The sequence below is a fragment of the Micromonospora sp. PRAS1 genome (assembly GCF_059553435.1).
The window spans coordinates 394,866-417,293 of sequence record NZ_JCANNB010000001.1; the positions used below are offsets into that span (position 1 = coordinate 394,866).

The window sequence follows — 22,428 nt, forward strand, 5'->3', positions numbered from 1 at the left end:
TGGAGAGTCGCGTTTCGGACCGTACGCGAATTCTTCTCCGACGTTTCTGCTCCGAGCGCGTGAACCGGGCGCCGGGACGGTCCGTTGGTAGGGCATGCCGGAGCAGACGTGGAACTTGCCGAGCGACATCTCCAACAGCACCCTGCGTCGGGTCCAACGCGCGCTGGACCAAGACTTCCGCGTCGCCATCGACAACAATCGCGCGGATCGTCAGGCCGGGCGCGGGCTGGCCGGCGGCATGAAGGCACCGAACAACAGGGGTACGACGAGGCAGCTCCGCGCCGACACGGCCAGCCTGGTCAACGACCGCCTGAGGCAGAATTGGTTCGGCTCGGCACGGGTGGCGTTCAACTGGTTTCTGCGTCAGTTCCGCAGAAGGCAGGGCCAAGGGACGGCATCGGCGTCCGATGGCCGGGGCGACTACGCGGCCGGAGAGCCCCAGCAGGCCCCGTTCTCAACGCCCTACGGCCGGGGGGACTACCCGGCGGCCGGAGGGCACCAGGGACCGGCGCTGTCGGCGCCCTACGACCGCAGCGATTACCCGACGGCCGCAGAGCGCCAGCGGACTCCGCTCACCCAGGAGCAGGTGGACAGGTGGACGCGGGTGCTGCGCACCCGGCAGCTGGACGAACACGAGCAGCGCTCGCTCAGAAGCGCAATCGTCGCCGCGTACTTCGTCGACCGCAACCCAAACCTGCATCAGCTCTATCAGAAAGATCCAAGGGAGATGCAGAACCTGGCGGCGATCATCGCGGGAGCCGACCGCATCGCCGACCGGTACGAGCCACGAGCCGCCAGCCGGTACGAGCCGCAACCCGCCGAGCGGTACCAGCCGCATGCCGCCGAGCGGTACGAGCCGTATCCCGCCGAGCGGTACGAGCCGTATCCCGCCGACCAGCGAGTCCTCCCGCCAGCGCAGCAGACTTTCGACTTCGGGTTCGAGCAGCCCGTGCCCAGTGCTCCGCCGACGCCGAGTTGGGAGCGGTCCGGCCCGCAGTTCTCGCACGGCTCTGAATTCCAGGCCGAGCCAGCCCTGTACCCGCAGCCACCTTCCTCGCCCGCCATGACGCAGGTGTCTGCGGAGACGTCGCAGACACGGCAGAACAGCGCAAGCCAGTACACGGAGGCGGAACTGAATGCGATGCTCCCACGCCAGCGTGACGAGCTGGCCGGTCACGACCCTGCGACGGACCGGGCGTACTACGCCAGACTACGGACACTCTCCAGCATCTCTCGACAGCCACCATCGAGCCTGGGCCAGCACCAGCATCCTCATCAGATGTCTCCCGGCTTGTCCGGCCAGTCCCGCAGTCAACGCTCCAACCGTGGCCGTAAGTGAGCGCGCAGGAAGGCGAGGATCTCCCGACGCGCGGGCCGGGCGGCCGGGACCAGGCAGGGCGTGCTGAGGAAGGTGTGGGTCGCCTTCGGATAGCAGCTCAGGTGGGCAGCGCTGCCAGCCTCGCGGAGCCGCTCGACGTACCGGTGCCCGTGGTCCGCCAACGGGTCCAGCGCGGCGGTGACGACCAGCGCCGGGGGCAGGTCGGCCAGGTTCTTGAACTTCACCGGAGATACGGCGTACGGGTCGAGCGTCAACGGCGTGCTGAGGGTGCGGGCGGCGCGCAGTCGCGAGAGCGGGAGGGTGGGGTTGTCGGCGTTGGCCGCCATCGAGGGATAGTCGAACATCGTCTCGGTCCAGTCCGTGCTCGGATAGTTCAGCACCTGGGCACGGAGCGGCGGTCCGTCCGTGCGGGTACGCGCTGCGACGAGGGCGGCGATCATGCCGCCCACGCTTTCGCCCATGACCGCGATGGCGGCGGGATCGATGCCCCACCTGAGCGGCTCGTCGGCAATCCGGGCGAGGGTGTCGTATCCGTCCTCGATCGGTCGAGGCAGCTTGTGCTCCGGGGCGAGGCGGTACTCCACCGCGACGACCACGGCCGGGCAGCGGGCTGCCAGGTGACTGTTGAGCCAGTCGTTCTGTGCGGCGGTGCCCCCGATGAAGCCTCCACCGTGGAACGAGACGATCAGCGGCAGCGGGTGATCCGCCTCTTTCGGGCGGTGCACCCGCAGGGTGAGCCGACGGTCAGGAAGGTCGATCGTGGCTTCCTCGATACGGGCGCGACGGTCCGGCAGACCCGTCACGATCCGCCCGGCACGGGACGAAGCCGCGCGGTTGGCCTTGTCCCGCGCGACGACCACCTGATCGTCGGTCATTGCTTCCCAGTCCAACGAGTCCCGAAGAATACGGGTGCCCAGTGGCGCTCTCCCTCTCATGGCTGCCAGGATCGCGAGCGCAGGGTCCGGTCGTCTTGGAGAAATGTTCCGCTCTCGTGGTGGAGAACGGGAGCCCCCGCTCAAGTCACCCCCGGAGCGCCTGCTCCTGGGCCAACCACGCGAGGTCGTCGACCACGAGCCACGGCGCCACCGCCACGGCCGTCGGGGTCATCTCGGCAAAGGCCAGGACATCCCGGCTCAGGTGGGACTGGTCGACATAGCCGTGCTCTGCCGCCACCCGGGCGGCGCTGTGCCCTGCGGCGAGACGGTGCGCCACCCGGTCGAACCGGACCAGCATCGCGGCACGTTTGGGCGTGAGACCGACCTGGGATCGGAACCGGGACCACAGCCGACGACGGCTCCAGCCCACCTCGGTCGCCAACCGGTCGACCCGTACCCGACCCATGCTCCTCAGCATCTCGCCCCAGACGAAGGCGATCTCCGGATCCACCGCCCGGCCGGTCCCCTGCCGTCGCGCCAGGGCAGCCACCATGACCGCGAACCGGTCGTCCCACGACTTGGCGGCGTGCAGTTGCTCCCGGGTCCGTTCGGCGTCGCGTCCCCAGAGATCTTCGAGACCGACCACGGTCGCCGCCGACTCAGCGTGGGCACCCAGCACCGCGTACGCGACCACCGGCGAGAGCCGTACCTGCACAAGGTCGATATCGCGCCCGCCCCCTCGCACACGTCCCGGGGCCATGCCGACGACGATGCTGCCCCGCTTCCGCGTACCGCTGGCGTCGTCCACCAGCTCTGCGTCACCGAGATCGATGAACACCGTGCACGCCGGGTACGGAATCACCTGGAGACTGAGGGCATCCTCCGCTCGGCCGCGGAACCCGGCCATGCTGACGCCCGCCATGCGCCTCGACGCTGGCGGGACCGCGACGTCCAGCATGGTCCCGGCGACACGGGCCATGCCTACCGTGGGCACCCCGTCATGCTACGAGCCGCCAGCACGCACGACGTCCGCATGCCAGCGGTAGGTCGGCCGGTTCAGGGCCCAATGCGGATGCGGTCAGCGGCGTACACCTCGCGGGAGCCGTCAGCACGGAAGATCACAATGACCGGGATACCCTCGCCCGTCTCCAACTCGCGCCGTTCAGCGGGGGTGGGCATCCGAGCGGTGGCGGTGTCTCCCTTGCGGAGCCGCACCGTTTCGGTCGGCTCGACGGCGCGGACGAACGTGCCGCGCGGCGGTTTCACGATCACGAGCCCTTCCGACCGAAGTAGCGCTATCGCCTGTCGGACACTCGTTCGACTCAGCCCGTACTCCTGAGCCAACCGCAATTCGCTGGGCAACGACGCCCCGGGTGCCAGATCACCGGCCGCGATCCGGTCTCGCAGCAGGTCTGCGAGCTGCCGGAACACGGCGCGATCCGCACTGGGGTCGATCACAAACGTGACGCTACGTGTCCTACAGTTCTACGACCTATTGTATCTACAGTCCTACGTCGTTATGGTGAAGGCAGCTGTGACATCGGGCGGGACCGACCTCAACGCGCCTATATCCGTCACCTAGTCCCATGCCGGGGAGAGCCGTGCATCGCCTCTGGCACGAGGAGTTCTTGACGATGATCATCCGAACACGCCTGTTTCCGCTGGTGCGGTGGTTGTTCCGGTGGCCTGAGCCGGTGCCGCCGCCGGGGATCGGGCAGCGGTATCAGGAGGTGGAGCAGGCGGCGGCGGTGCAGCGGCTGCTTGATCATGCGGTCCGGTTGCCGGAGTCGCCACGTGCTGGCGCGGCGCTCCGGGATGTCACGGCGACGGGAGATCAGCGCGGCACGGGTGAAACGGGGAGCTTGCAGTGAGCCGGCCGGCGAATAGCGGCCGGTCGATTGGGCAGCGTCCCAGTGGTGAGTTGCCGGTGGGCCGGCGGGTGGCGTACTGGCGGGTGCGGCGGCGGATGTCGCAGCAGGTGTTCGCCGATCGGTTGGGCAAGTCGAAGAGTTGGGTCGACAAGGTCGAGCGGGGTGTCCGGGCGTTGGACAAGGTGTCCACCCTTGCCGACATCGCTGCGGTGTTGCGGATCGATCAGGCGGTGCTACTCGGTCGTGATGTGCGGCCGGTCGAGGTGTGCGCGCGGGTCACCGGTGTGGAGCGGATCCGGGTGGCGTTGTCGACCTACGACGTCGCGGTGGGGCGGCGGGGCCGGGACGTGCCTCTGGTGGCTGAGGTGGCCCGCGTGGTCCAGCATGCGTGGACCACCTTTCAGCATGCGCGGTATCCGCAGGTGATCGGTGGGTTGCCGGAGATGGTGCTCGCTGCGCAACGCAGTTTCGACCGCGAGTCGGGAGCGGGGCGAGTGCCGTTGGTGGAGGCGTACCGGGTGAGCGCGGCACTGCTGGTGAAACTGGGTGCGGGTGAGTTGGCGTGGCTGGCCGCTGATCGGGCGATGAGCGTGGCCACCGGTGATGCGGTGTTGGTGGCTGCGGCGGCGGTGCAGTTGGGTCAGGTGCTTCGCGCCACCGGCCGGAGCGGCTGCGCGGTGCCGATGCTGCGGGCTGCGGCGTACCGAATCGCCCGTCTGGGCCTCGACGGCGGTCCGGCCGAGCGTCAGTCGCTGTGTGGGGCGTTGCTGGTGCAGGCCGCGCTCGCGGCGGCCAGCCACGGTGATGCGCACGCCGCCGCCGATCTGCTGAACGAGGCCGGCGAGTTGGCGAGCCGGGTGGGCGACGGGCACGACCACTACCGGACCGGGTTCGGGCCTGCCGCCGTGGCGGCCGCGCGCACGCTGGCGGCGGTGGAGGTGGGCGACGCGGCAGTGGCGCTGGCCTGGCATCAACGGACCATTGGCGAGCCCGGCTGGGGGTGGTTGCCCGCCGAGCATCGCGCCGCACATCTGATCGACACCGCCCGCGCTCACCTTCAGGCCGACGACCCCGTCAACGCTGCCCGAAGGTTGCTGGGAGCCGAACGTATCGCGCCTGGTGAGGTACGGCACCGGCCGGCCGCCCACGACCTGCTCGCCCAGGTGACGCGCAGCCCGGACGCCCCGGCCACGATCATCCAACTCGCCGCCGCCTGCGGGGTATCGGGAGCATGACCGCGCCACGGCTGTCTCTGGCCCAGATCCTCAACCGGCTCGCCCTGACCGCCCGCCGGACCCTACGCGAGCACCAACCCGGCCTCGACGGCACCTGCCCGGCCTGCCGCACAACGGACTGCGCGGTGGCGGCTGCCGCCCGCAACCTCCTCGACGCCATCAAACGAATGCGCTGAGAAACTCCGTCGACCTCCGTTGATACCGTCAGCTTAGTTTCCATTTTGGACTGGCTGGCGGGTGCCCGCGTTCGGCGCGCCCGCATCGAGAGACGGGGAAAATATGACACGTAGGGCGCTGCGCATGCTTAGCGCAGCAGCGGTTGCCACCTTGGTGGCCATCACGGGTCTGGCCGGGCCCAGCCAGGCGGCGAGTGTCGCCGGTCTGGACGGCACCGTGGTGGACAAGCTGACCGGCGCGCCGGTCGCTGGCGCGGGCATCGTGATCCAGCAGGAGGACGGCTCCGGCTGGAACTTCACGAACAGCGACTCGGCGGGGCGGTTCGCCTTCCCGGATGCGGAGGCTGGCCAGTATCTCGTGCAGATCATGGCCAACGGGTACGTGGAGCAGTGGCTCAACGGTCACGCGAACCGGTGGGAGGCGGACCTCATCACGGTCCCGGCCACCCTGCAGATCCCGCTCATGCCCATCCAGTACGGCGACATCGCGGGTCGGGTCGTCACCCGCAAGGGTGCCGGGATCGCGGGCGTCAACGTCCAGTTGCGACGCGCTGGCAACTGGGTGGCCGACACCGGCACGGACAGCACGGGACGCTACCGCTTCGACCAGGTGCAGACCGGCACCAACTACACGGTGCAGTTCACCTTCCCCAACGGCCAGATTCTCTACCACGGCGGGGTCGAGTCGGAGTACGACGTCACCCCGCTGACCGTGTCCGCTGACGCGACGACGCAGGTGAACCTCACCCGGCCGCCGGTCGGCCACCTGACGGTCCGGGCGCTCGATTCGGTCACCCGCCGGCCGGTCGCCGACTTCTGCTGGTACCCGCAGGACGGCCCGCTGAACTTCCACACCACCTGCACCGACGGCACCGGACGGGCCCGGCTGCGGGACCTTCCGGTCGGCACCTACCGCGGTGGAGGCTTCGACCAGAACAAGGTTTACTCGAACGCGTTGTTCGGCCCGACCGAGGTGGTCGAGGGCAGGACGGTGACCACCACCGTCCTGCTGGTCAAGTCCGTGCACCTGCGGGTCGATTTCGTCGACGCGGTGACCGGTGACCCGGTCGAGGGCGCCTGTGTCACGCTGGCCGACCCGGTCCGCACCAACGTCAGCCAGCACGGCCAGTGCGGTTCGTACGTCGAGTACGACAGCCTCTTCGCCGAGGAGGAGTTCCGCCTCTTCGTCGCGCCGTACGACGACGTGCACGGGGCGCAGTGGGTTTCCACGACCGGTGCCGGGACCGGTGACCCGGCGGCGGCCCGGGTGTTCCGGCCGGCGGCCGGCGAGCACGTCCAGGTGACCGTCCGGCTGGACGCCGGGGGAACGGTCACCGGTGTGGTCAAGGACGCCACGACCGGCGCTGGCCTGCGGAACGTCTGCCCGACGGCCGCCGGGCCGTCGCCCTCGTACGGCGCGGGCGTGAACTCGTACTGCACCTATGGCGACGACGGCGAGTACCACATCAACATGTTGGGCCCGTACGAGTGGAAGCTGGCCTTCCCGGCGTTCGACGGCCAGCACGCCTGGGCCTGGTCGGGTGACGCCGCCAACCGGGCCTCGGCCGTACCGGTCCGGATCGTGGCAGGAGAGACGACCACCCTCGACGTCGCGCTGCCCGCCACCGGCACCATCAGCGGTACGGTCACCGTGCCCGCCGGTGTCTGCCTGACCTGCGTGACCATTCAGGCGATGGACGCCTCGACCGGCGACTACGCGGCGGTCTCGCCGCGGGTCCGGGCCGACGGGACCTTCACCATCACCGGTCTCAACTCGCAGGACATCCAGCTCTACTACAGCGTCGGGGACGAACTCGTGGCGTACCCGACCGAGCTGCGTACCCGGGCCGGCGAGGCCGTGACCGGCGTCGCCATCACCGTTCCGGCAGCCTGACCACGACGGGGCACGGGCCCGCCCTCCGCACGGGAGGGCGGGCCCTCAGTCCACCTGTCGGCCGTGCGACGCCGTCGGCTCCGGCGCGGCTCCGGGGCGCGCGACGAGCCAGGCCAGGCCGAGGACCGCGACGAGCAGCAGCACGTTGTGGCTGAGCTTCGCGGCCAGGGTCACCCCTTCGGCCGGCGGCGCCAGGAAGCCGATGAGCGTACGACCGACCAGCGCACCGGCGGCCAGCGCACCGATCTGCCGTGGTGACCAGGCGCTGGCCCTGCTGCACCGGCGGAGCAGGACGGCCGCGACGAGCAGGAGGACCGCCATCGCCGTGACGCCGAACCAGGTCGCCGGGAGCATGTCGAAAGTGAAGATGCCGACCGCGCCGACGAGGACGAGGCGCCAGGTCGGTGCCGGTCGTCCGGCACCCGGCGCGACGGGTCGACCGAGGCGGGTCAGGGCCAGGATCACGAGCGTGCTCACCACCGCGAGCACGACGATGGTGCGGGCGGGTGCGGGTGCGCCGTACAGCCGGATCGTGTCGTTGCGAATGAGCAGTGCCGCGAGCGCGCACGACACCGCGGTCAACCCGATGCCGAGGGGGCCGAGCAGCGGCCGGCCGCGATGCCGGGGCGCGAGCCGGTCGAGTATGGCGAGCGGGGCACCGATGCTCATGACGATGTGGCCGGCGACCCACGACACGGTGGGAAAGACGGCGATGCCCAAACCGGCGATGCTGGTGCCCGCTCGCAGTTCCGCCCAGTAGCTGATGTCGTTGCGTTCCTCGACGAACAGTGACAGGTCCACCAGTCCGGGCATGGCGACGCCGAAGGCGGCGGCGAGCAGCAGCACCCCGGTCCAGCCCAGCCGACGCCGGACCGCGACTTCCCGGATGAGCAACGCGGCACCGCCGTAGAGCGGCGCGAAGATGAGCAGCGACGCCAGCAGCATGGGTAGGTCGCCGGTCGACGGCAGGTAGCCCTGAAGGAATTCGGCGCAGACCGGGGCGCCGAACGCGACCGCGAGCAGCGGCAGCCATCGGTGCCGCAGGGGTGCTTTCGTCGGGGGATCGCTGACCGTCGACGTCATGGTGGCATCGTCGCAGTGCGCCGCCAGTCGGGCGGTACGTCGGCGAGGAGCGCGAGGGTGTCCGCGTCGATGCCACCGACCGCGTGCTTGATCCCCACCACCCTGGGCAGCCGGGCGAGCCGGCGCAGCAGATCGGCGGAGAGCTGCTGCCCGGTGCGGTACGGAACGTGGTAGGCGACAAGCGGCACCGGGGACGTCTCGGCCAGCCGGGCGTAGTGGGCGAGCACCGCCTCCTCGCCGGGCCGCAGGAACGGCGGCACCAGGCAGAGCGCCGCCGTGACCTCGGGCCATTCGGCGAGAGCGCGCAGCTCGGCCCCGGTGTGCGCGCCGACCAGCAGGCCCGCCTGGTGCTCCCGGCACGCTGCGACGACCGCGTCGACCCCCCCCGCGCCGCTCGTCGTCGGCGAGCGCGTGCGGTTCGCCTGTGGTGCCCAGGACGACCAGGCCGGCGGCACCGGCGGCGAGGGTCTCATGGGCGAGCCCGGTCAACGCGTCGAGGGCGACCGCACCCCGCTCGTCGAAGGGCGTGATCAGGGGTACGTAGAGCCCGGTCGGTGTCATGCCTTCAGCCTGCGCCCGGCGGGTCGCCCTCACCCCCACCGGGGAGGCGCTGGTCCGGCACACCGAGGTGGTGCTCGCCGCGCTGGAGGCCGCCGACGCCACCCTGGCCGCCGCGCGGGGCGGGCTCTCCGGCACGGTACGCATCGGCGCGTTCCCCAGTGCCGTGCGTACCGTGCTGCTGCCCGCCCTGGTCACGCTGGCCCGCGACCATCCCGCGCTGGACCTGATGGTCACGAACTGGCCGGCTTCCGCCCGACCGTGCGCCACCACGCGGACGACTTCACCGCGATGCTCGCCCTGGTCGCTGCCGGTCAGGGCGTCGGGTTGGTGCCCCGGCTCGCCGTCGGGCAGCCGCCCGCCGGGGTCCGCCTCGCACCGCTCACCATCCGCCGCCGTACCCGGATCGCCTACCGGCGCGGCGCGGGCGACCATCCCGCGGTGCACGCCTGCGTCACGGCGCTGCGGTCCGCACTTCCGGCAGGGCCGTGAGTTCGTATTCCCATCCCTCGCGCCACCCGAAGTCAGCGGCCATGAGTTCCTCGACGGGTACGCCGTCGAGAAAGTGGTCCATGGCCCAGCGGGTGGCCACATGACCGATGACCAGGACCCGGCAGCCGTCCCATCGGATCGGTAGGTCGACGAGAAAGCGCGCGGCCCGGTGTACGGCCTGCCGCCAACTCTCGCCACCGGGATAGGGCTGGTCGAGATAGCGTTTCCGGCCCTGGTGCAACTCGATGGCGGGGATACCGGTCAGGGCGCCGTAGTCGCACTCCCGCAGCCGCCAGTCGTGCAGGATGGGGGTCCCGGTGCCGGCGAAGGCGAGTTCCGCCGTCTCGACCGAACGACGCAGGTCGGAGGTGAAGACGGCGTCAATGCCGTCACCACGACGTCGCTCGCCGAGCTGCGCCGCCAACTTCCGCCCTCGCTCGGACAATCGGCCGGGCGACCAGCCGGTCGCGACGCCGCGTTCATTGTCCTCGCTCCAGGAGTGGGTCTCGAAGACGATCGCGGTCGACACCGGAACAGGCTAGCCGAACGTCAATGCTCTCCGGACTTCACCTCGGTGGCCATGGTTTTCGCCAATCTCAAGACAATGCCCTTGACAGGCCGGCCACGCCAATTCGGCGGCGTCAATCGCGAGCCCGTTCCAGGCCGTCGAAGAGCAGGTCGAGAGTGAACTCGAACTCGACCTGACTGTCGCACCAGCCGAGCGTGGGGTCCGCCGCGTCGTGGGCCTCGGCGGCGACCATGGCGGTCAGGTGCGGCAGCGCCTCGGCCATTGCGGCCAACTCCGCCTCGGCGACCGCCACGTCGGTCGCGCCACCCGTTGCGGCCGGGCGGAAGACCTCCTGGGCGAAGCCGAGCGCGAGGCTGCCGAAGGCGTGCACCGCCCGGTGCGCGATGCGGTAGGAGAAGCCGCCGTCGAGCAGCGTGGCGATGATCCGGTCGTAGTAGGTGTAGACCCCGGCGGGGATGTTCGGACGGGCACTGAGCAGGGCAGGCGCCCACGGGTGCCGCAGCATCACCGCTCGTGCGGCGAGGAAGCGGCTCCGCAATCGGGTACGCCAGTCGCTGCCGGCCGCCGTCGCGTCGGCCTGGCCGGCGGCCACCTCGATCTCGCTGATGACTGCCTCGATCAGGCCGTCGAGCAGGCCCTCCTTGCCGGGCAGGTGGTAGTAGAGCGACATCGCCTCGACGCCGAGCCCGGCGGCGAGCCGGCGCATCGTCAGCGCCGGCAACCCCTCCGCGTCCACAAGCGCGATCGCCGCCGCCAGGGCGCGCTCGCGACTCAGCGGCTCCCGAGGTTTTCTCGCCCCCATCGACCTCCCCCTCTTCATTTACCTTACGTCGTATGGTTGCCTTACGGCGTAAGGTTCCGTCCTCGCGGCGGAGCCGGCCGGCCCCGACCCGCAACCCGAGGAGCCCACCATGCACCCCCTGACCCGTACCGCCCGGGTGACCGGGTTGTTCTACCTCAGCCTCGCCATCAGCGGCGCGCTCGGCTTCCTGATCACCCGGCCACAGCTCTTCGTGGCCGGCAACACCGACGCGACCCTCGCCAACCTCGTCGAACACGAGTCCCTGGCCCGCATCGCGATCGTCCTCGAACTGCTCGTCGTACTGACGCAGGCGGGCACCGCCGTGTGGTTCTACCGGCTGTTCCGTACCGTCGACGGCACCGCCGCCGGCAGCATCGCGGCCTTCGGCATGGTCAACGCCATCGCGATCCTGGGCAGCGCCGCGCTGCTTGCCACCGCGACCGAGGTGGCGAGCACGCCGGTCGGTGACGCCGCCGACACCGTCCAGCTGCTGTACCTGGTCAGCGGCAATCTCTGGACCGTCGGCGGACTCTTCTTCGGGCTCTGGCTCGTGCCGATGGGCTGGTGCGTACTCCGGTCGGGATGGCTGCCCCGGATCCTCGGCTGGATCCTCATGGTCGGTGGCGCCGGCTATTTGCTCCACACCTTCGTGGCGTACCTCGCCCCCGGCGCGGGAGCCGTCGCGGATCTCCTCGTGGTCCCCGCCACCGTTGGCGAGTTCTGGATCCTCGGTTACCTGATCATCCGGGGCGTACGGCAGCAGGCGCTGCCGCCGGTGACCGTTCCCCCGGTCCGCACGACCACCACCGCCTGACTGCGGTGCGTCAATCCTCGGCGACCAGCGCGAGCACGTGCCGCAGCCCGGGACGCCCGTCGACCGACACCGCGCCGACCGGGGTGAAGTCGGTACGCCGGAGCACCGCCAGCGAGGCTGGATTGTCAAGCGTGGTGCGGGCGGTCAGCCGGCGCAGCCCGTACTCCTGCCGGGCGAGCGTGACGACCCGCCGCACGCCGTCGGTGGCCACCCCACGCCCGGCGGCTCGCCGCGCCACCCGGTAACCCAGCTCGGCCTCGCCGTCCGCGACGTCGACCAGGTTGAACCGCCCCAGCACCACTGCGCCCTCGACCAGGACGTGGAAGTGACAGCGGCCGGTGGCCTGCTCGGCGAGGAGCGCATCGTGCCGGTCGGCGAACCGGGCGAAGTAGTCGTCGCCCCGGTCCGGCACCGTACGCGCGAACCACTCGCGGTTCTCCAGCTCGAACGCGAGCAGGGCGTCGGCATGCTCGGCGGCGAGCCGTTCCAGTTCGGCGGGCATCCGCGCACCCTAGCCGGCACTGGCACCGGCGGCCGAACTGTTAATAGGGGGCCCTTCCTCTACCGCAGGCGTTAACAGGGGGCCCTTCCTTAGCTCCTAGGCCCTTGGGGAGCGGGGCCCCAGTCGGGTACCGGAGGCATCGGGCGGGTGAGCGGCTCACCGGCGGTCACCCGCAGCCGCTCACCGTGGTGCCACAGATCGAGGGTGGTGCCCGGGTCGGCGTCGGGCAGCTCGTAGCGGGCCTCGTCGGCGGTCAGGGTGATCAGCAGCCGCTGGCCGTGCCAGCAGAGGCTGAACGCCAGCCGGTCGATCCGGTCGGGCAGCCGGGGGTCGAACGACAGCAGCTCCCGGTCATCCCGCAACCCGCCGAAGCCCTGCACCAGCGCCAGCCACGCCCCGGCCAGGGCAGCCAGGTGCAACCCGTCGCCGGTCTTGTCGCCGAGATCCGCCAGATCCTGCATGACCGACTCGGCGAACAGGTCGTACGCCAGGTCAAGGTGGCCCAGTTCGGCGGCGAGCACCGCCTGCGGCCCGGCCGACAGCGAGGAGTCCCGGACGGTACGCGCCTCGTAGTAGGCGAAGTTGGCCGCCTTCTCCGCCTCGGTGAACTCGTTCGGGCAGCGCAGCATGGCCAACACCAGGTCCGCCTGCTTGACCACCTGGTGGCGGTACAGCTCCAGGTAGGGGAAGTGCAGCAGCAGCGGGTACTCGTCCTCGCCGGTGTTCGCGAAGTCCCACTCCGGCTGGTCGGTGAAGCCGGCGGCCTGCTGGTGCACCTCGCGCTTCGGGTCGTACGGCATGGTCATCGCGTCCGCCGCAGCCCGCCAGCCGGCCACCTCGGTCGGGTCGACGTCCAGCCGAGCCGCCGCCTCCGGGTGCCGTCGCACGGCGTCGGCGGCGCCGTACAGGTTCCGGCGGGCCATCAGGTTTGTGAAGAGGTTGTCGTTGACCAGTGCCGCGTACTCGTCGGGGCCGGTGACGCCGAAGATGTGGAAGGCGCCGTCGTCGGTGAAGTGCCCGAAGCGGTGCCACAACCGGGCGGTCTGCACCAGCAGCTCCAGCCCGGGGCCGGCGAGGAATTCGTCGTCGCCGGTGGCCGTGACGTAGCGCAGCACCGCGTCGGCGATGTCGGCGTTCACGTGCAGGCCGGCGGTGCTCGCCGGCCAGTAGCCGGAGCACTCCTCGCCGCCGATGGTCCGCCACGGGAAGCTCGCCCCGGCCAGCCGCAGTTCCGCCGCCCGATCGATCGCCTGTGCCAGGTGCGCGTGCCGCCAGGCCAACGCCGACCGGGCCACCCCGGGAGCGAGGTACGTAAGCACCGGCAGCACGTATCCCTCGGTGTCCCAGAGCACGTGCCCGTCGTAGCCGTTGCCGGTAAGCCCCTTGGCGGGGATGGTCCGGTCGCCGTCCGACCGGCCCGCCTGGATCAGGTGGAACAGTGCGAACCGGGTGGCGCGCTGCAACTCCTCGTCGCCGTCGAGCACCACGTCGGCGGTATGCCAGGCGGCGTCGAGGGCGGCGCGCTGCGCGGCGAGCAGGGCGGCGAACCCCTCCCGCCGGGCGGCCCGGGCCTCGGTCAGCACCTCGTCGGCCAGTTCCGCCGGGGAGACCGCGTCGACAGGCGTCCACTCGTACGCGGCGAACTTGGTGAGCCGGACCTGCTCGCCCGCCCCGAGTTCGCCGCTGAGGGTGAGCCGGATCCGGTCCGGCGTGGCGTCGACGGTGGCGGTGAAGTGCTCCGGCGCGGACGGGCGGTGCGCCACCGCGACGCCGACCTGCTGTCCACTGTGTTCGGTGTGGTGCACCAGCACCCCGTCGAGGCCGTCGGCGTGGTGCCGCTCGGCGGTCAGCGGTTCGCTGATCACCGAGGCGGCCCGGGGATCGTCGCGTTCCGGGATCCGTTCGTTGGCCAGCAGGTCGGCGCAGATCCGCAGCTCGACCGGGCCGTCCAGGGGCTCCACCGTCCAGTCGACGGCGGCCACCCGGCGGCGGGGCAGCGACACCAGGCGGGTGCTGCGTACCCGCACCCCGTGCCCGGCCGGCGAGATCCACTCGGTGCACCGTTCGACCACGCCGGCCCGCAGGTCGAGCACCTGCTCGTGGCTGCGCACCGTGCCGGTCCGCAGGTCCAGCGGCTCGCCGCCGACCCAGAGCCGGACGAGGGTGGCGTTCGGCGGGCTGATCACGGTGTCACTGAACTGCGGGAAGGCGTACCCCTCCTCGGGGTAGTTCAGCTCCCGCCGTTCGTGGAACCCGTTGAGGTAGCTGCCCGGCATGCCGTACGGCCGGCCCTCGTCGAGGGTGCCGCGCCAGCCCAGCCAGCCATTGCTCAACGCGAAGATCGACTCGGTCTCGCCGAGCCGGTCCAGGTCGTCGGCCGTACGCCGGATCCGCCAGCGCTCATCCGGTGACGGCCGATCGGGGGTACCGTGCACAGCGCCTCCAGGGGATTCCACCAGCCCGCCGGAGACCCTTTTCCCCGCCGGCCCACCCGGCACACCCGGCGGAGTGACGGCTCACCAGACCAGCAGGAGGGTGCCGAGGGTGCCGAGCACCAGGTACGGCCCGAACGGCAGGTGACTGGACCAGGCAGCCCGGCGGGTGACCAGCAGCCCTGCGGCGACCAGGCCGGAGAGCGTCAGCGCGAGCAGCAGCCCGAGCAGCGGGACGGTCCAGCCGTACCAGCCGAGCAGCGCGCCCGCGCCGAGGGCGAGCTTGGCGTCGCCGATGCCGAAGCCCCGCGCGCCGAGCAGCAGTGTGGTGGTGGCGAAGAAGAGCGCCAGCCCGAGCGCGGCGACGGTGGCGCGCAGCCACGGTGTGGCTCCGGCACCGGCCAGCGCGGTCAGCCCGAGCAGCAGCCAGGTGCCGGCGGCGGCCGGCAGGGTGAGCCGGTCGGGTAGCCGGTGCACCGCGAGGTCCACGAAGGTCAGCGGCACCGCGAAGGCCAGCCACCAGGCCACGGCGACCAGTTCCCCGGCGGGCGGTCGGGCCAGCAGCAGCACCGCGACGGCGGCGACGACTGTCAGCTCGACGGTGGCCGGCGGGGCACCCACTCGGGCACCGCATTCACCGCACCGCGCCCGGGGGCCGAGCGCCGGCCAGGGACGATTCAGGCCGATCGGGGCGGCGCAGGCGGCACAGCCGCTCCGGCGCGCGCTTCCCGGAGGTACGGCGTACCGGGCGATGGCGTACCGCAGCAGTGGGGCGAAGGCCAGGATGGCGAGTGGCCGGGGGCGGGCGTGTTCCGGTGGCGGGCCGGCGGGTGGGCTCTCGTGGCCGACCGCTGCGATGGCCGGCGGCAGGCTCATGCCGCACATCCTGCGGGGGCGACCACGCAACGTAGTTTGCCCGCTCGGTTCGGGCGGCGACCCGAACGTGCCGACCCGGATCGGCCGGCGGCGGACAGCGGCGGTCCGAAACATTTCGGACCGCAGAATGGAATTCCCATAGAAAGCAATTGACGCCAATTTCGCCGCCCGATTCGGGGGGACGGATCGGGCGAGATGCCATTTCCCGTCTCATCCCGACCGGGCCGTCGGCGAGCCGTCCACCGGCCGACCGAGCCGGGCCTCCGGTGGCGCCGGGCCGGTGCCCGGCCGGCGCCGGGCGGTGTCGGCAACCTGTGGGTAACCATCCGGAACCACCACCGTTCGTGACTCACAGTGTTCGGGTGAATTGCCTCTGTTGCATCGGCCGACATCAGCTTATGCTCGCCCCTTGGATGTGATGCAACCCACGTCCATCGGCCACGACCACCCAGGACAGAGCATTTGTAGGGGATCCGCAAGGGTAAATGCGGCTGCCTGTCGGACAGGACCTTCAGCGGCCCTTCCCGCAGCGCTGCCACATGCGCACAGACGCCGGCGACGGCGGTCGCCGGGCCGGCACCGAGGAGGCACGACGGTGCGAGCACGGCAGCTGAGCCGCTGGACGGCCGGGCTGGTCGCGGTGGCCGCGGTCGGCACCGGCACCGCCTGCGGTGGCCCGCAGGAGGTGACCACCGGCACCGGGACCGAACGAGGCAGGCCCGCCGGTGCCGAGCAGGCCGCCGAGGAGCGGGCGGCGGAAGAGGCGGCGTTGCAGGCCTATGCCGGATACCTGGCGGCGTCCCGTACGGCGAGCCGGCAGAGCGACCCGATGCATCCGGAACTCGGCGAATTCCTCGCCGACCCGCTGCTGACCCGGGTCCGGTTCAGCCTGCGCCAGGCCCGCGAGCACGGCGCCGTCAGCGCCGGCACGCTGCGCTCCGATCCCACGGTGGTCTCGGTGAACCTGGACACGAAACCCCCCACCGTGGAGATCCAGGACTGCGTGGACGCGACCGGCTACCGGATGGTCTACGTCCAGGACCGCAAGACGGTCCCCGGCACCCGAGGTACCCGGCACCTGGCCACCGCGACCGCCACCCGGCATCCCGATGGCCGCTGGCGGATCAGCGCCGGCGCGGCCCATCAGGACCAGCCGTGCTGACCCGGGCCACGACGCGGACCGGCCACACCGACCTCCGCGCCACCGCAGGCCGCCGGCATGGTGCGGGCCGCTGGCGGCGGGCCGGTGACCGGACGGTCCTGCTCGGCGGTGCTCTCGCCCTGCTGCTGGCGATCGGCCCGGGAATAGCGATCGGCCCGGGAAGTCCGGCGACCGCAGCCGGCCCCGGCGGCGGCTGCGCGCCCGCGCAACCGAACTGCGACGTCTGGGACGACGACCCGGGTACGCCCGGTGGTGGCAACAACGGCGGTGGTGGCAACAACGGCGGCGGTAACGGCGGTGGGGGCGGCGGCGTCTGCCAGCGGCAGGGACAGACCGTCCCCTGCTACGACGAGCTGCTGGGCTGGTACAACAGCAGCGACGGCTGCTACTACAAGATCGCCGACTCGCCGCCGGAGGAACCTCCCGAGGGCTGGCAGTACTACACGCGTACCTGCTACGGCAACGCAATCGGTGACGAGCAACTCGTGCTGCTGGAGGAGCCGCCACCGGGCTTCGGCGCTCCGCCGGACCCGGAGGAGCTGGCCCGTCGGGCGTTCGCCTCGATCACCCTGCTCGCGCCCCGGGCATCGGTCGCCCCGCGCAAGCGGATCGGTCCCGGTCTGGTCGGCCTGCCGGTCTGGATGTGGGCCGAACCAGGTGCCAGCCGGTTCGGCCCGCTGAGCGCCTCCGCGTCGGACCGGGGCCTGACCGTCACCATCGAGGCCAGGGTCGAGCGGGTCGTCTGGGACATGGGAAACGGCGACGAGGTCGAGTGCACCGGCCCCGGCACCCCGTACGACGCCACCGGCCGGCACGCCGGCCGCCCCTCCCCCGACTGCGGCTACGACAGCGGCTACCCGCAGGCCGACACGTACCGGGTTCAGGCGACCACGTACTGGACCGTCGAGTGGAGCAGCAGCAGCGGCGTGACGGGCCAGATTCCGGACGTCACCCGCACCAGCGGCCCGGTCGAGATCCAGATCAACGAGCTTCAGGTGGTGACCCGATGAGCGTGGCGACCCGTAACGGCCCCCCTCCGGTGGACGCGCCGGTCGCGCCACCCCGGGTGGTGCGGCAGCGTCGGGTGCGGCCCGGTCTGCTCGGCCTGGCCGTGCTGCTTATCGCCCTCGGCGGGCTCGGCTCGGCGTTCGCGGTCACCTCGGTCCAGGCGACCGGCAGCTACCTGGCGGTGGCCCGGGCGGTCGAGGTCGGTGGCGTACTCAGCGCCGACGACCTGGTCTCCGTCCAGGTGGCTGGCGGGCAGGGGCTCGACCCGGTGCCGGCCGGGAACCTCGCCGACGTGGTGGGCCTGCGCGCCGCCGTCTCGCTCACCCCGGGAACGTTGCTGACCATGGCGCAGCTCACCGACGAACCGCTGCTCGGCCCCGGTCAGCAGCAACTCGCGCTCGGCCTGCGGGCCGCCCAGGTGCCCGCCCCGAAGCTCCGCCCCGGCGACGAGGTGCTGCTGGTCAGCACCCCGAGCGAGGAGCGCGGCAGCGGCTCGTCCGCCGGTGCCACCCGGTTCACCGGGACCGTCATCGACTCCAGCAGCACCGACGGCCGCGACGAGGTGGTGGTCTACCTGGCCCTCGCCGTACGGGACGTACCGGCCGTGGTGGCGCTGGCCGCGCAGGACCGGATCGCGCTCGTACTGACCAGGGCAGCCTGACCATGGCGATCGTCGCGCTGGTCTCGGCCAAGGGCTCGCCGGGGGTGACCACCACCGCGCTGGCCTGCACGTTGAGCTGGCACCGGCGGCTGGTTCTCGCCGAGTGTGACCCGGCCGGCGGCTCGGTGCTCGCCGGCTACCTCGGCGGTGCGCTGGACGGCCCGCGCGGCATCGGCGAACTGGCCGTCGGCGAGCTGCGCGACGGCAGCCTGGAGAGGACCTTCTGGTCGCAGCTGGTCGACCTGGACGCGCCGCACCGCGACCGGCTGCTGCTGCCCGGGGTCGTCGACCCGGCGCAGGCCGGCAGCGTCATCCCGCTCTGGCAGCGCTTCGCCGACTTCTTCACCGGGCTGGAGGAGGGCGACCCGCCGTACGACGTGCTTGTCGACTGTGGCCGGCTGTCGGTGGTCGGTCCGCCGTGGCCGCTGCTGCGCGCCGCGTCGGTGGTGCTGCTGGTGGCCCGGGCCCAGTTGCCCGACCTCTCCGCCGCCCGGGCCACGATCCGCACCATCGCGCGGGACTTCGCCGAGCACCGGGTGCAGCCGGGCACGCTGCGGCTGCTGCTGGTCGGCGGCGGCCACGGCAAGGGTGAGATCAGCAAGGCCCTCGGCGTGCCGGTGATCGGCCGGCTGCCGCACGATCCGCGTACCGCCGAGGTGTTGACCCTGGGCGGCACCGTCCGGTCCGGACGGCCGTTGCTGCGCGCGGCCCGGGGGTTGGAGGTGCCGGTCGGCGCCCTGCTGGAGCGGCGACGGGCCCGGCTGGCGTGGCCGGTCGCCCAGGGGGTGCCGGATGCGGTTTGAACCGGTCTCCTCGGATCCCCGGCGGCACCCGCCGGGCGCCACCTCCATCGCGCCGCCACTTCCCCCGGCCAACGGCCGGGCGCAGCACCCGGTCCCGGTACCCGTGGTGGCCGCGCCACCCGAGCCGCCACCCCGACCCCGGGCCGACTTCCAGCTGGTCCGCGAACTGCGGCGGGAGCTCACCGAGCGACTCACCCGGTGGCAGCGCGGCCGGGAGTTCAGCATCGACGAGGAGGACACCGAGCGGGCCCGGCTCGCGGTGGAGCTGGTCGCCGAGTACGCCGACTCGGTGCGTCGCGCCGGCACCCCGATGCCCGCCGGTGAGGAGCGGCTGCTGCTCGACCAGGTCACCGCCGAGCTGGCCGGGCTCGGCCGGCTCCAGACCCTGCTCGTCGACGACACGATCGAGGAGGTGCACATCCTCGGCTGCGATCAGGTACGCATCACCCGGCACGGCGGCGGCGTGGAGTGGGCCGAGCCGATCAGCGACAGCGACGAGGAGCTTGTCGAGATCCTTCAGGCGGCGGCCCGCCGGTCCGGCGCGACCGAGCGCTCGCTCTCCACCTCGAAGCCCACCCTCGACCTGCAACTGCCGGACGGCAGCCGGCTCGCGGCGGTCTTCCTGGTCAGCCACCGCCCGTACGCGGTGATCCGCAAGCACAACACCCTCGACGTGACCCTTGACGACCTGGCCGGTGCCCGGGGCGACCTGGACGAGATGATCGACCCGCTGCTGCGCGACTTCCTCCGCGCCTCGCTGCGGGCCGGGCTGAACATCATGGTCGCCGGGCTGGCCGGGGCCGGTAAGACCACTGTGATCCGGGCGCTGATGAGCGAGATCCCGCCGGACGAGCCGTACGTGCTGCTTGAGGAGAGCCGCGAGCTGCTGCCGGCCCGGCGTACCGATCGGCACCGCGCGGTGATGAGCTTCGAGGCCCGGGAGGGGCACGGCGAACGCGGGCCGGACGGTCGACCGGCCGGCGAGGTGAGCATCGCCGACCTGATCCCGGTCTCGCTGCGGATGGGCGTACTGCGGATCATCGTCGGCGAGGTGCGGTCCCGGGAGATCGTGCCGATGCTCCAGGCGATGACCACCAGCCGGGGTTCGATGTGCACGATCCACGCGCGTACCCCGGGCGGGGTGAGCGAACGGATCATCGAGCTGGCGTTGGCGCACGGCCGGGAGATGACTGTCGACCAGGCCCGCCGGATGGCCGGTAACGCGCTCGACCTGATCGTCTACGTCACGGTCGAGGACGAGACCGGGATCGGCGGCCGAAAGCACCGGTACGTCTCGCACGTCGAGGAGGTGCTCGGGGTCAGCGAGGGCAGCCGGATCACCACCACGCAGGTGTTCGGGCCGGGGCCGGACGGTCGGGCGGTGCCGCGACACCTGCCCGAGCGGATCCGGGACCAGTTGCTGCGGGTGGGCTACGACGCGCGGTTGCTGAGCCGCTGGATCGAGGCCGGCCAGGGTGCCTGGCGCCGGCCCAAGCAGACCCGCCTCGGGCGGCGGTGAGCCGTGCGCAACGACATCGAACTTATCGCGATGGTCTCCGGCGCGGCCTGCGTGACCGGGCTGGTGCTGGCCGTCGTCGCGCTCGTCGGCACCCGCCGCCCGCCCGGTCGGGCACCCGGCGCGGGGCCGGGGATCGAGCGGCTCTGGCGGGGCTCCGGCACCACCCTGCGCGAGCGGCGGGCACACCAGACCCTGCTGGTGGCGGCGTTGATCGCCGGGGCGCTGGCCTTCCTGCTGACCGGCCTGCCGGTGGTCGGCCTGCTGGTCGCGGTGGCGGTGCCCGGCACGCCGTGGCTCTTCTCCGTGGGCCGGGCCGAGCAGCGGGCCATCGCGCGGATCGAGGCGGTCGGCGAGTGGACCCGCCGGCTAAAGGATGTCTCCGCCACCGGGCAGGGTCTCCAGCAGGCGATCATCGGCACGGTGCCCACCGCCCCGGAGGAGATCCAGGAGGAGGTACGGCTGCTCGCCGCCCGGCTCCAGGCCGGCTGGCTGGCCCGGTCCGCCCTGCTGGCCTTCGCCGACGAGATCGGCGACCCGGTCTGCGACCAGGTGGTCGCGGCGCTCATCCTGCACCTGACCGACCGGGGCGAGCGGCTCGGTGACGTGCTCGGCTCGATCGCGGCGGCTGCGGCAGCCGAGGTGGCCACCCGGCGGGAGGTCGAGGCCAAGCGCACCCAGCCGCGCTTCGCGGTCCGCTTCCTCACCGGGATGACCCTGGCCACCATCGCGTACGGGCTGCTGAACACCGAGTACGTCGAGCCCTACGGCACGCCGTTCGGCCAGGTCGTGATGGCGGTGCTCGGTGCCGCCTTCGTCGGCCTGCTGGCCTGGGTCCGCTCGATGAGCCAGCCGCCCCGGCCGGCCCGCTTCCTGCCGGCCCCCGATCCGGCGGAGGTGGTGGCGTGAACTGGCTGCTGACCGTCGCCGTCACCGGCGGTGCCGCGATCGGGCTGGGCATCTTCCTGGTGGTCCGCGAACTGGTGCCGGCGAGCCCCGCCCTCGGTCCGGCGTTGCGCCGGCTGCACCAGCCGGCCGGTGCCCGACTCGACCCCGCCGACCGCCGGTTGGAATGGCTCACCGGGTTGGCCCGCTGGCTGCGCCCGCCGCACCGGCAACTGGCCCTGCTCGGCCGCACGCCCGAGCAGTACGCCCTCTCCCTGCTGCTCTCCGCCCTGATCGGGCTGGCCGGGCCGGCTCTGGTCAGCGGCACGCTGTTCGCCGTCGGCTTCGCGCTGCCGGTGGCCGTACCGGTGCTGGGCAGTATCGGTCTGGCGCTGCTCTGCGCGCTTATCGCGCACCGGTCGGTGATCACTCGCGCCGAGGTCGCCCGGGACGAGTTCCGGCAGGCGGTCTGCACCTATCTGGACCTGGTCGCGCTGCAACTCTCCGCCGCGCACGGCCCGGTGCAGTCGCTGGAACGGGCGGCGTCGATCTGCGAGGGCTGGGTCTTCGACCGGATCTCCGAGGCGCTGCGCATCGCCCAGATGCAGATGCACTCGCCCTGGGACGAGCTGCGTGATCTCGCCGACCGGATCGGCATCCCGGAACTGGGTGACGTCGGCGCGATCATGCGCTCCTCGGGTCGGGAGGGCGCGCAGGTGCACGAGACCCTGCGCAGCCGGGCCGACTCGCTGCGCGACCAGATCCGCACCGACAACCTGGCCCGCGCCGAGGGGGTGACCAGCCGCCTCGACATTCCCGGCGCGCTGCTGGTCTTCGTCCTGCTCGGCTTCGCCATCTATCCGTTCCTGGCCCGCCTCTGACTTCCCCTTCCCTCCCCTCCCGAACGAAGGAGCA

22 protein-coding genes and 2 pseudogenes are annotated in these 22,428 nt (G+C 71.9%); 14 read left to right on the forward strand and 10 right to left on the reverse strand.

The window, feature by feature from the left end:
* Window positions 1-94: 94 nt before the first annotated feature.
* Entirely contained in the window at window positions 95-1,339 is a 1,245-nt protein-coding gene (locus AC507J_RS01895) for a hypothetical protein (protein ID WP_496287275.1), read from the forward strand.
* Here the strand turns inward: AC507J_RS01895 and AC507J_RS01900 are convergent.
* From AC507J_RS01900 to AC507J_RS01910, 3 genes are all read right to left on the reverse strand, one after another.
* A complete protein-coding gene (locus AC507J_RS01900) occupies window positions 1,312-2,214 on the reverse strand; it encodes an alpha/beta hydrolase (protein ID WP_496287276.1) in 903 nt (300 codons plus the stop codon). The genes AC507J_RS01895 and AC507J_RS01900 overlap by 28 nt on opposite strands.
* A 145-nt stretch (window positions 2,215-2,359) precedes the next feature.
* On the reverse strand, window positions 2,360-3,208 hold the full coding sequence (locus AC507J_RS01905; RefSeq protein ID WP_496287277.1) for a helix-turn-helix domain-containing protein: 849 nt from the start codon (window positions 3,206-3,208) through the stop codon (window positions 2,360-2,362).
* A gap of 62 nt (window positions 3,209-3,270) precedes the next feature.
* Window positions 3,271-3,672, reverse strand: a complete 402-nt coding sequence (locus AC507J_RS01910; RefSeq protein WP_496287278.1) for a GntR family transcriptional regulator — start codon at window positions 3,670-3,672, stop codon at window positions 3,271-3,273.
* A gap of 170 nt (window positions 3,673-3,842) precedes the next feature.
* Between AC507J_RS01910 and AC507J_RS01915 the strand changes: the two genes are divergently transcribed.
* The 4 genes from AC507J_RS01915 to AC507J_RS01930 all read left to right on the forward strand — a co-directional run bounded on the left by AC507J_RS01915 (window position 3,843) and on the right by AC507J_RS01930 (window position 7,390).
* Entirely contained in the window at window positions 3,843-4,085 is a 243-nt protein-coding gene (locus AC507J_RS01915; protein WP_496287279.1) for a hypothetical protein, read from the forward strand.
* A gap of 56 nt (window positions 4,086-4,141) precedes the next feature.
* Entirely contained in the window at window positions 4,142-5,320 is a 1,179-nt protein-coding gene (locus tag AC507J_RS01920) for a helix-turn-helix domain-containing protein (RefSeq protein WP_496287280.1), read from the forward strand.
* Complete coding sequence (locus AC507J_RS01925) at window positions 5,317-5,496, forward strand: hypothetical protein (protein ID WP_496287281.1); 180 nt, start codon at window positions 5,317-5,319, stop codon at window positions 5,494-5,496. The genes AC507J_RS01920 and AC507J_RS01925 overlap by 4 nt, the downstream gene beginning before the upstream one ends.
* Before the next feature lie 124 nt (window positions 5,497-5,620).
* On the forward strand, window positions 5,621-7,390 hold the full coding sequence (locus AC507J_RS01930) for an MSCRAMM family protein (RefSeq protein ID WP_496287282.1): 1,770 nt from the start codon (window positions 5,621-5,623) through the stop codon (window positions 7,388-7,390).
* Between the two features lie 45 nt (window positions 7,391-7,435).
* On the opposite strand, the gene AC507J_RS01935 is transcribed toward AC507J_RS01930, so the two are convergent.
* A complete protein-coding gene (locus tag AC507J_RS01935) occupies window positions 7,436-8,473 on the reverse strand; it encodes a hypothetical protein (protein ID WP_496287283.1) in 1,038 nt (345 codons plus the stop codon).
* A gap of 29 nt (window positions 8,474-8,502) precedes the next feature.
* Window positions 8,503-9,034 (reverse strand): annotated as a pseudogene (locus AC507J_RS01940) (dihydrodipicolinate synthase family protein); the annotation flags it as partial.
* Between the two features lie 16 nt (window positions 9,035-9,050).
* Between AC507J_RS01940 and AC507J_RS01945 the strand changes: the two are divergent.
* Window positions 9,051-9,523: pseudogene (locus AC507J_RS01945) on the forward strand (LysR substrate-binding domain-containing protein); the annotation flags it as partial.
* On the opposite strand, the gene AC507J_RS01950 reads toward AC507J_RS01945, so the two are convergent.
* Window positions 9,486-10,052: a histidine phosphatase family protein gene (locus tag AC507J_RS01950; RefSeq protein ID WP_496287284.1), complete on the reverse strand. Its 567-nt coding sequence runs from the start codon at window positions 10,050-10,052 to the stop codon at window positions 9,486-9,488. The pseudogene AC507J_RS01945 and the gene AC507J_RS01950 sit on opposite strands and share 38 nt — an antisense overlap.
* A gap of 112 nt (window positions 10,053-10,164) precedes the next feature.
* The gene (locus AC507J_RS01955; RefSeq protein WP_496287285.1) at window positions 10,165-10,854 is read right to left on the reverse strand and encodes a TetR/AcrR family transcriptional regulator C-terminal domain-containing protein; all 690 of its coding nucleotides are present in this window, start codon (window positions 10,852-10,854) and stop codon (window positions 10,165-10,167) included.
* Window positions 10,855-10,963: 109 nt separating this feature from the next.
* On the opposite strand from AC507J_RS01955, the gene AC507J_RS01960 reads away from it, so the two are divergent.
* Window positions 10,964-11,668, forward strand: coding sequence for a DUF4386 domain-containing protein (locus AC507J_RS01960; protein ID WP_496287286.1), 705 nt, complete (start codon window positions 10,964-10,966; stop codon window positions 11,666-11,668).
* Window positions 11,669-11,678: 10 nt separating this feature from the next.
* Here the strand turns inward: AC507J_RS01960 and AC507J_RS01965 are convergent, their stop codons facing one another.
* The 3 genes from AC507J_RS01965 to AC507J_RS01975 all read right to left on the reverse strand — a co-directional run bounded on the left by AC507J_RS01965 (window position 11,679) and on the right by AC507J_RS01975 (window position 15,478).
* On the reverse strand, window positions 11,679-12,170 hold the full coding sequence (locus AC507J_RS01965) for a GNAT family N-acetyltransferase (RefSeq protein ID WP_496287287.1): 492 nt from the start codon (window positions 12,168-12,170) through the stop codon (window positions 11,679-11,681).
* Between the two features lie 89 nt (window positions 12,171-12,259).
* On the reverse strand, window positions 12,260-14,605 hold the full coding sequence (locus tag AC507J_RS01970) for a glycoside hydrolase family 65 protein (RefSeq protein WP_496287288.1): 2,346 nt from the start codon (window positions 14,603-14,605) through the stop codon (window positions 12,260-12,262).
* A gap of 81 nt (window positions 14,606-14,686) precedes the next feature.
* Window positions 14,687-15,478: a prepilin peptidase gene (locus AC507J_RS01975; protein ID WP_496287289.1), complete on the reverse strand. Its 792-nt coding sequence runs from the start codon at window positions 15,476-15,478 to the stop codon at window positions 14,687-14,689.
* A gap of 595 nt (window positions 15,479-16,073) precedes the next feature.
* On the opposite strand from AC507J_RS01975, the gene AC507J_RS01980 reads away from it, so the two are divergent.
* The 7 genes from AC507J_RS01980 (at window position 16,074) to AC507J_RS02010 (ending at window position 22,394) form a co-directional block, all read left to right on the forward strand.
* Window positions 16,074-16,640 carry a hypothetical protein gene (locus tag AC507J_RS01980; RefSeq protein ID WP_496287290.1) on the forward strand — a complete coding sequence of 189 codons (567 nt, stop codon included), beginning with the start codon at window positions 16,074-16,076 and terminating at the stop codon, window positions 16,638-16,640.
* 98 nt (window positions 16,641-16,738) lie between these two features.
* Window positions 16,739-17,650, forward strand: a complete 912-nt coding sequence (locus tag AC507J_RS01985) for a hypothetical protein (RefSeq protein ID WP_496287371.1) — start codon at window positions 16,739-16,741, stop codon at window positions 17,648-17,650.
* Window positions 17,647-18,309, forward strand: coding sequence for an SAF domain-containing protein (locus AC507J_RS01990; protein ID WP_496287291.1), 663 nt, complete (start codon window positions 17,647-17,649; stop codon window positions 18,307-18,309). The genes AC507J_RS01985 and AC507J_RS01990 overlap by 4 nt, the downstream gene beginning before the upstream one ends.
* A 2-nt stretch (window positions 18,310-18,311) precedes the next feature.
* Complete coding sequence (locus AC507J_RS01995; RefSeq protein ID WP_496287292.1) at window positions 18,312-19,112, forward strand: CpaE/TadZ family protein; 801 nt, start codon at window positions 18,312-18,314, stop codon at window positions 19,110-19,112.
* Window positions 19,102-20,631, forward strand: a complete 1,530-nt coding sequence (locus AC507J_RS02000) for a TadA family conjugal transfer-associated ATPase (protein ID WP_496287293.1) — start codon at window positions 19,102-19,104, stop codon at window positions 20,629-20,631. The genes AC507J_RS01995 and AC507J_RS02000 overlap by 11 nt, the downstream gene beginning before the upstream one ends.
* Window positions 20,632-20,661: 30 nt before the next feature.
* On the forward strand, window positions 20,662-21,537 hold the full coding sequence (locus tag AC507J_RS02005) for a type II secretion system F family protein (protein WP_496287372.1): 876 nt from the start codon (window positions 20,662-20,664) through the stop codon (window positions 21,535-21,537).
* Window positions 21,534-22,394: a type II secretion system F family protein gene (locus AC507J_RS02010; RefSeq protein ID WP_496287294.1), complete on the forward strand. Its 861-nt coding sequence runs from the start codon at window positions 21,534-21,536 to the stop codon at window positions 22,392-22,394. The genes AC507J_RS02005 and AC507J_RS02010 overlap by 4 nt, the downstream gene beginning before the upstream one ends.
* Window positions 22,395-22,428: the final 34 nt, after the last annotated feature.

What these genes read in the sequence shown, in the direction of transcription:
- AC507J_RS01965 (WP_496287287.1), bottom strand. Translation starts at nt 12,170, where the DNA reads ATGCCCGCCGAACTGGAACGGCTCGCCGCCGAGCATGCCGACGCCCTG.
- AC507J_RS01925 (WP_496287281.1), top strand. Translation starts at nt 5,317, where the DNA reads ATGACCGCGCCACGGCTGTCTCTGGCCCAGATCCTCAACCGGCTCGCC.
- AC507J_RS01935 (WP_496287283.1), bottom strand. Translation starts at nt 8,473, where the DNA reads ATGACGTCGACGGTCAGCGATCCCCCGACGAAAGCACCCCTGCGGCAC.
- AC507J_RS01900 (WP_496287276.1), bottom strand. Translation starts at nt 2,214, where the DNA reads ATGACCGACGATCAGGTGGTCGTCGCGCGGGACAAGGCCAACCGCGCG.
- AC507J_RS02000 (WP_496287293.1), top strand. Translation starts at nt 19,102, where the DNA reads ATGCGGTTTGAACCGGTCTCCTCGGATCCCCGGCGGCACCCGCCGGGC.
- AC507J_RS01895 (WP_496287275.1), top strand. Translation starts at nt 95, where the DNA reads ATGCCGGAGCAGACGTGGAACTTGCCGAGCGACATCTCCAACAGCACC.
- AC507J_RS01995 (WP_496287292.1), top strand. Translation starts at nt 18,312, where the DNA reads ATGGCGATCGTCGCGCTGGTCTCGGCCAAGGGCTCGCCGGGGGTGACC.
- AC507J_RS01960 (WP_496287286.1), top strand. Translation starts at nt 10,964, where the DNA reads ATGCACCCCCTGACCCGTACCGCCCGGGTGACCGGGTTGTTCTACCTC.
- AC507J_RS02005 (WP_496287372.1), top strand. Translation starts at nt 20,662, where the DNA reads ATGGTCTCCGGCGCGGCCTGCGTGACCGGGCTGGTGCTGGCCGTCGTC.
- AC507J_RS01955 (WP_496287285.1), bottom strand. Translation starts at nt 10,854, where the DNA reads ATGGGGGCGAGAAAACCTCGGGAGCCGCTGAGTCGCGAGCGCGCCCTG.
- AC507J_RS01990 (WP_496287291.1), top strand. Translation starts at nt 17,647, where the DNA reads ATGAGCGTGGCGACCCGTAACGGCCCCCCTCCGGTGGACGCGCCGGTC.
- AC507J_RS01930 (WP_496287282.1), top strand. Translation starts at nt 5,621, where the DNA reads ATGCTTAGCGCAGCAGCGGTTGCCACCTTGGTGGCCATCACGGGTCTG.
- AC507J_RS01975 (WP_496287289.1), bottom strand. Translation starts at nt 15,478, where the DNA reads ATGAGCCTGCCGCCGGCCATCGCAGCGGTCGGCCACGAGAGCCCACCC.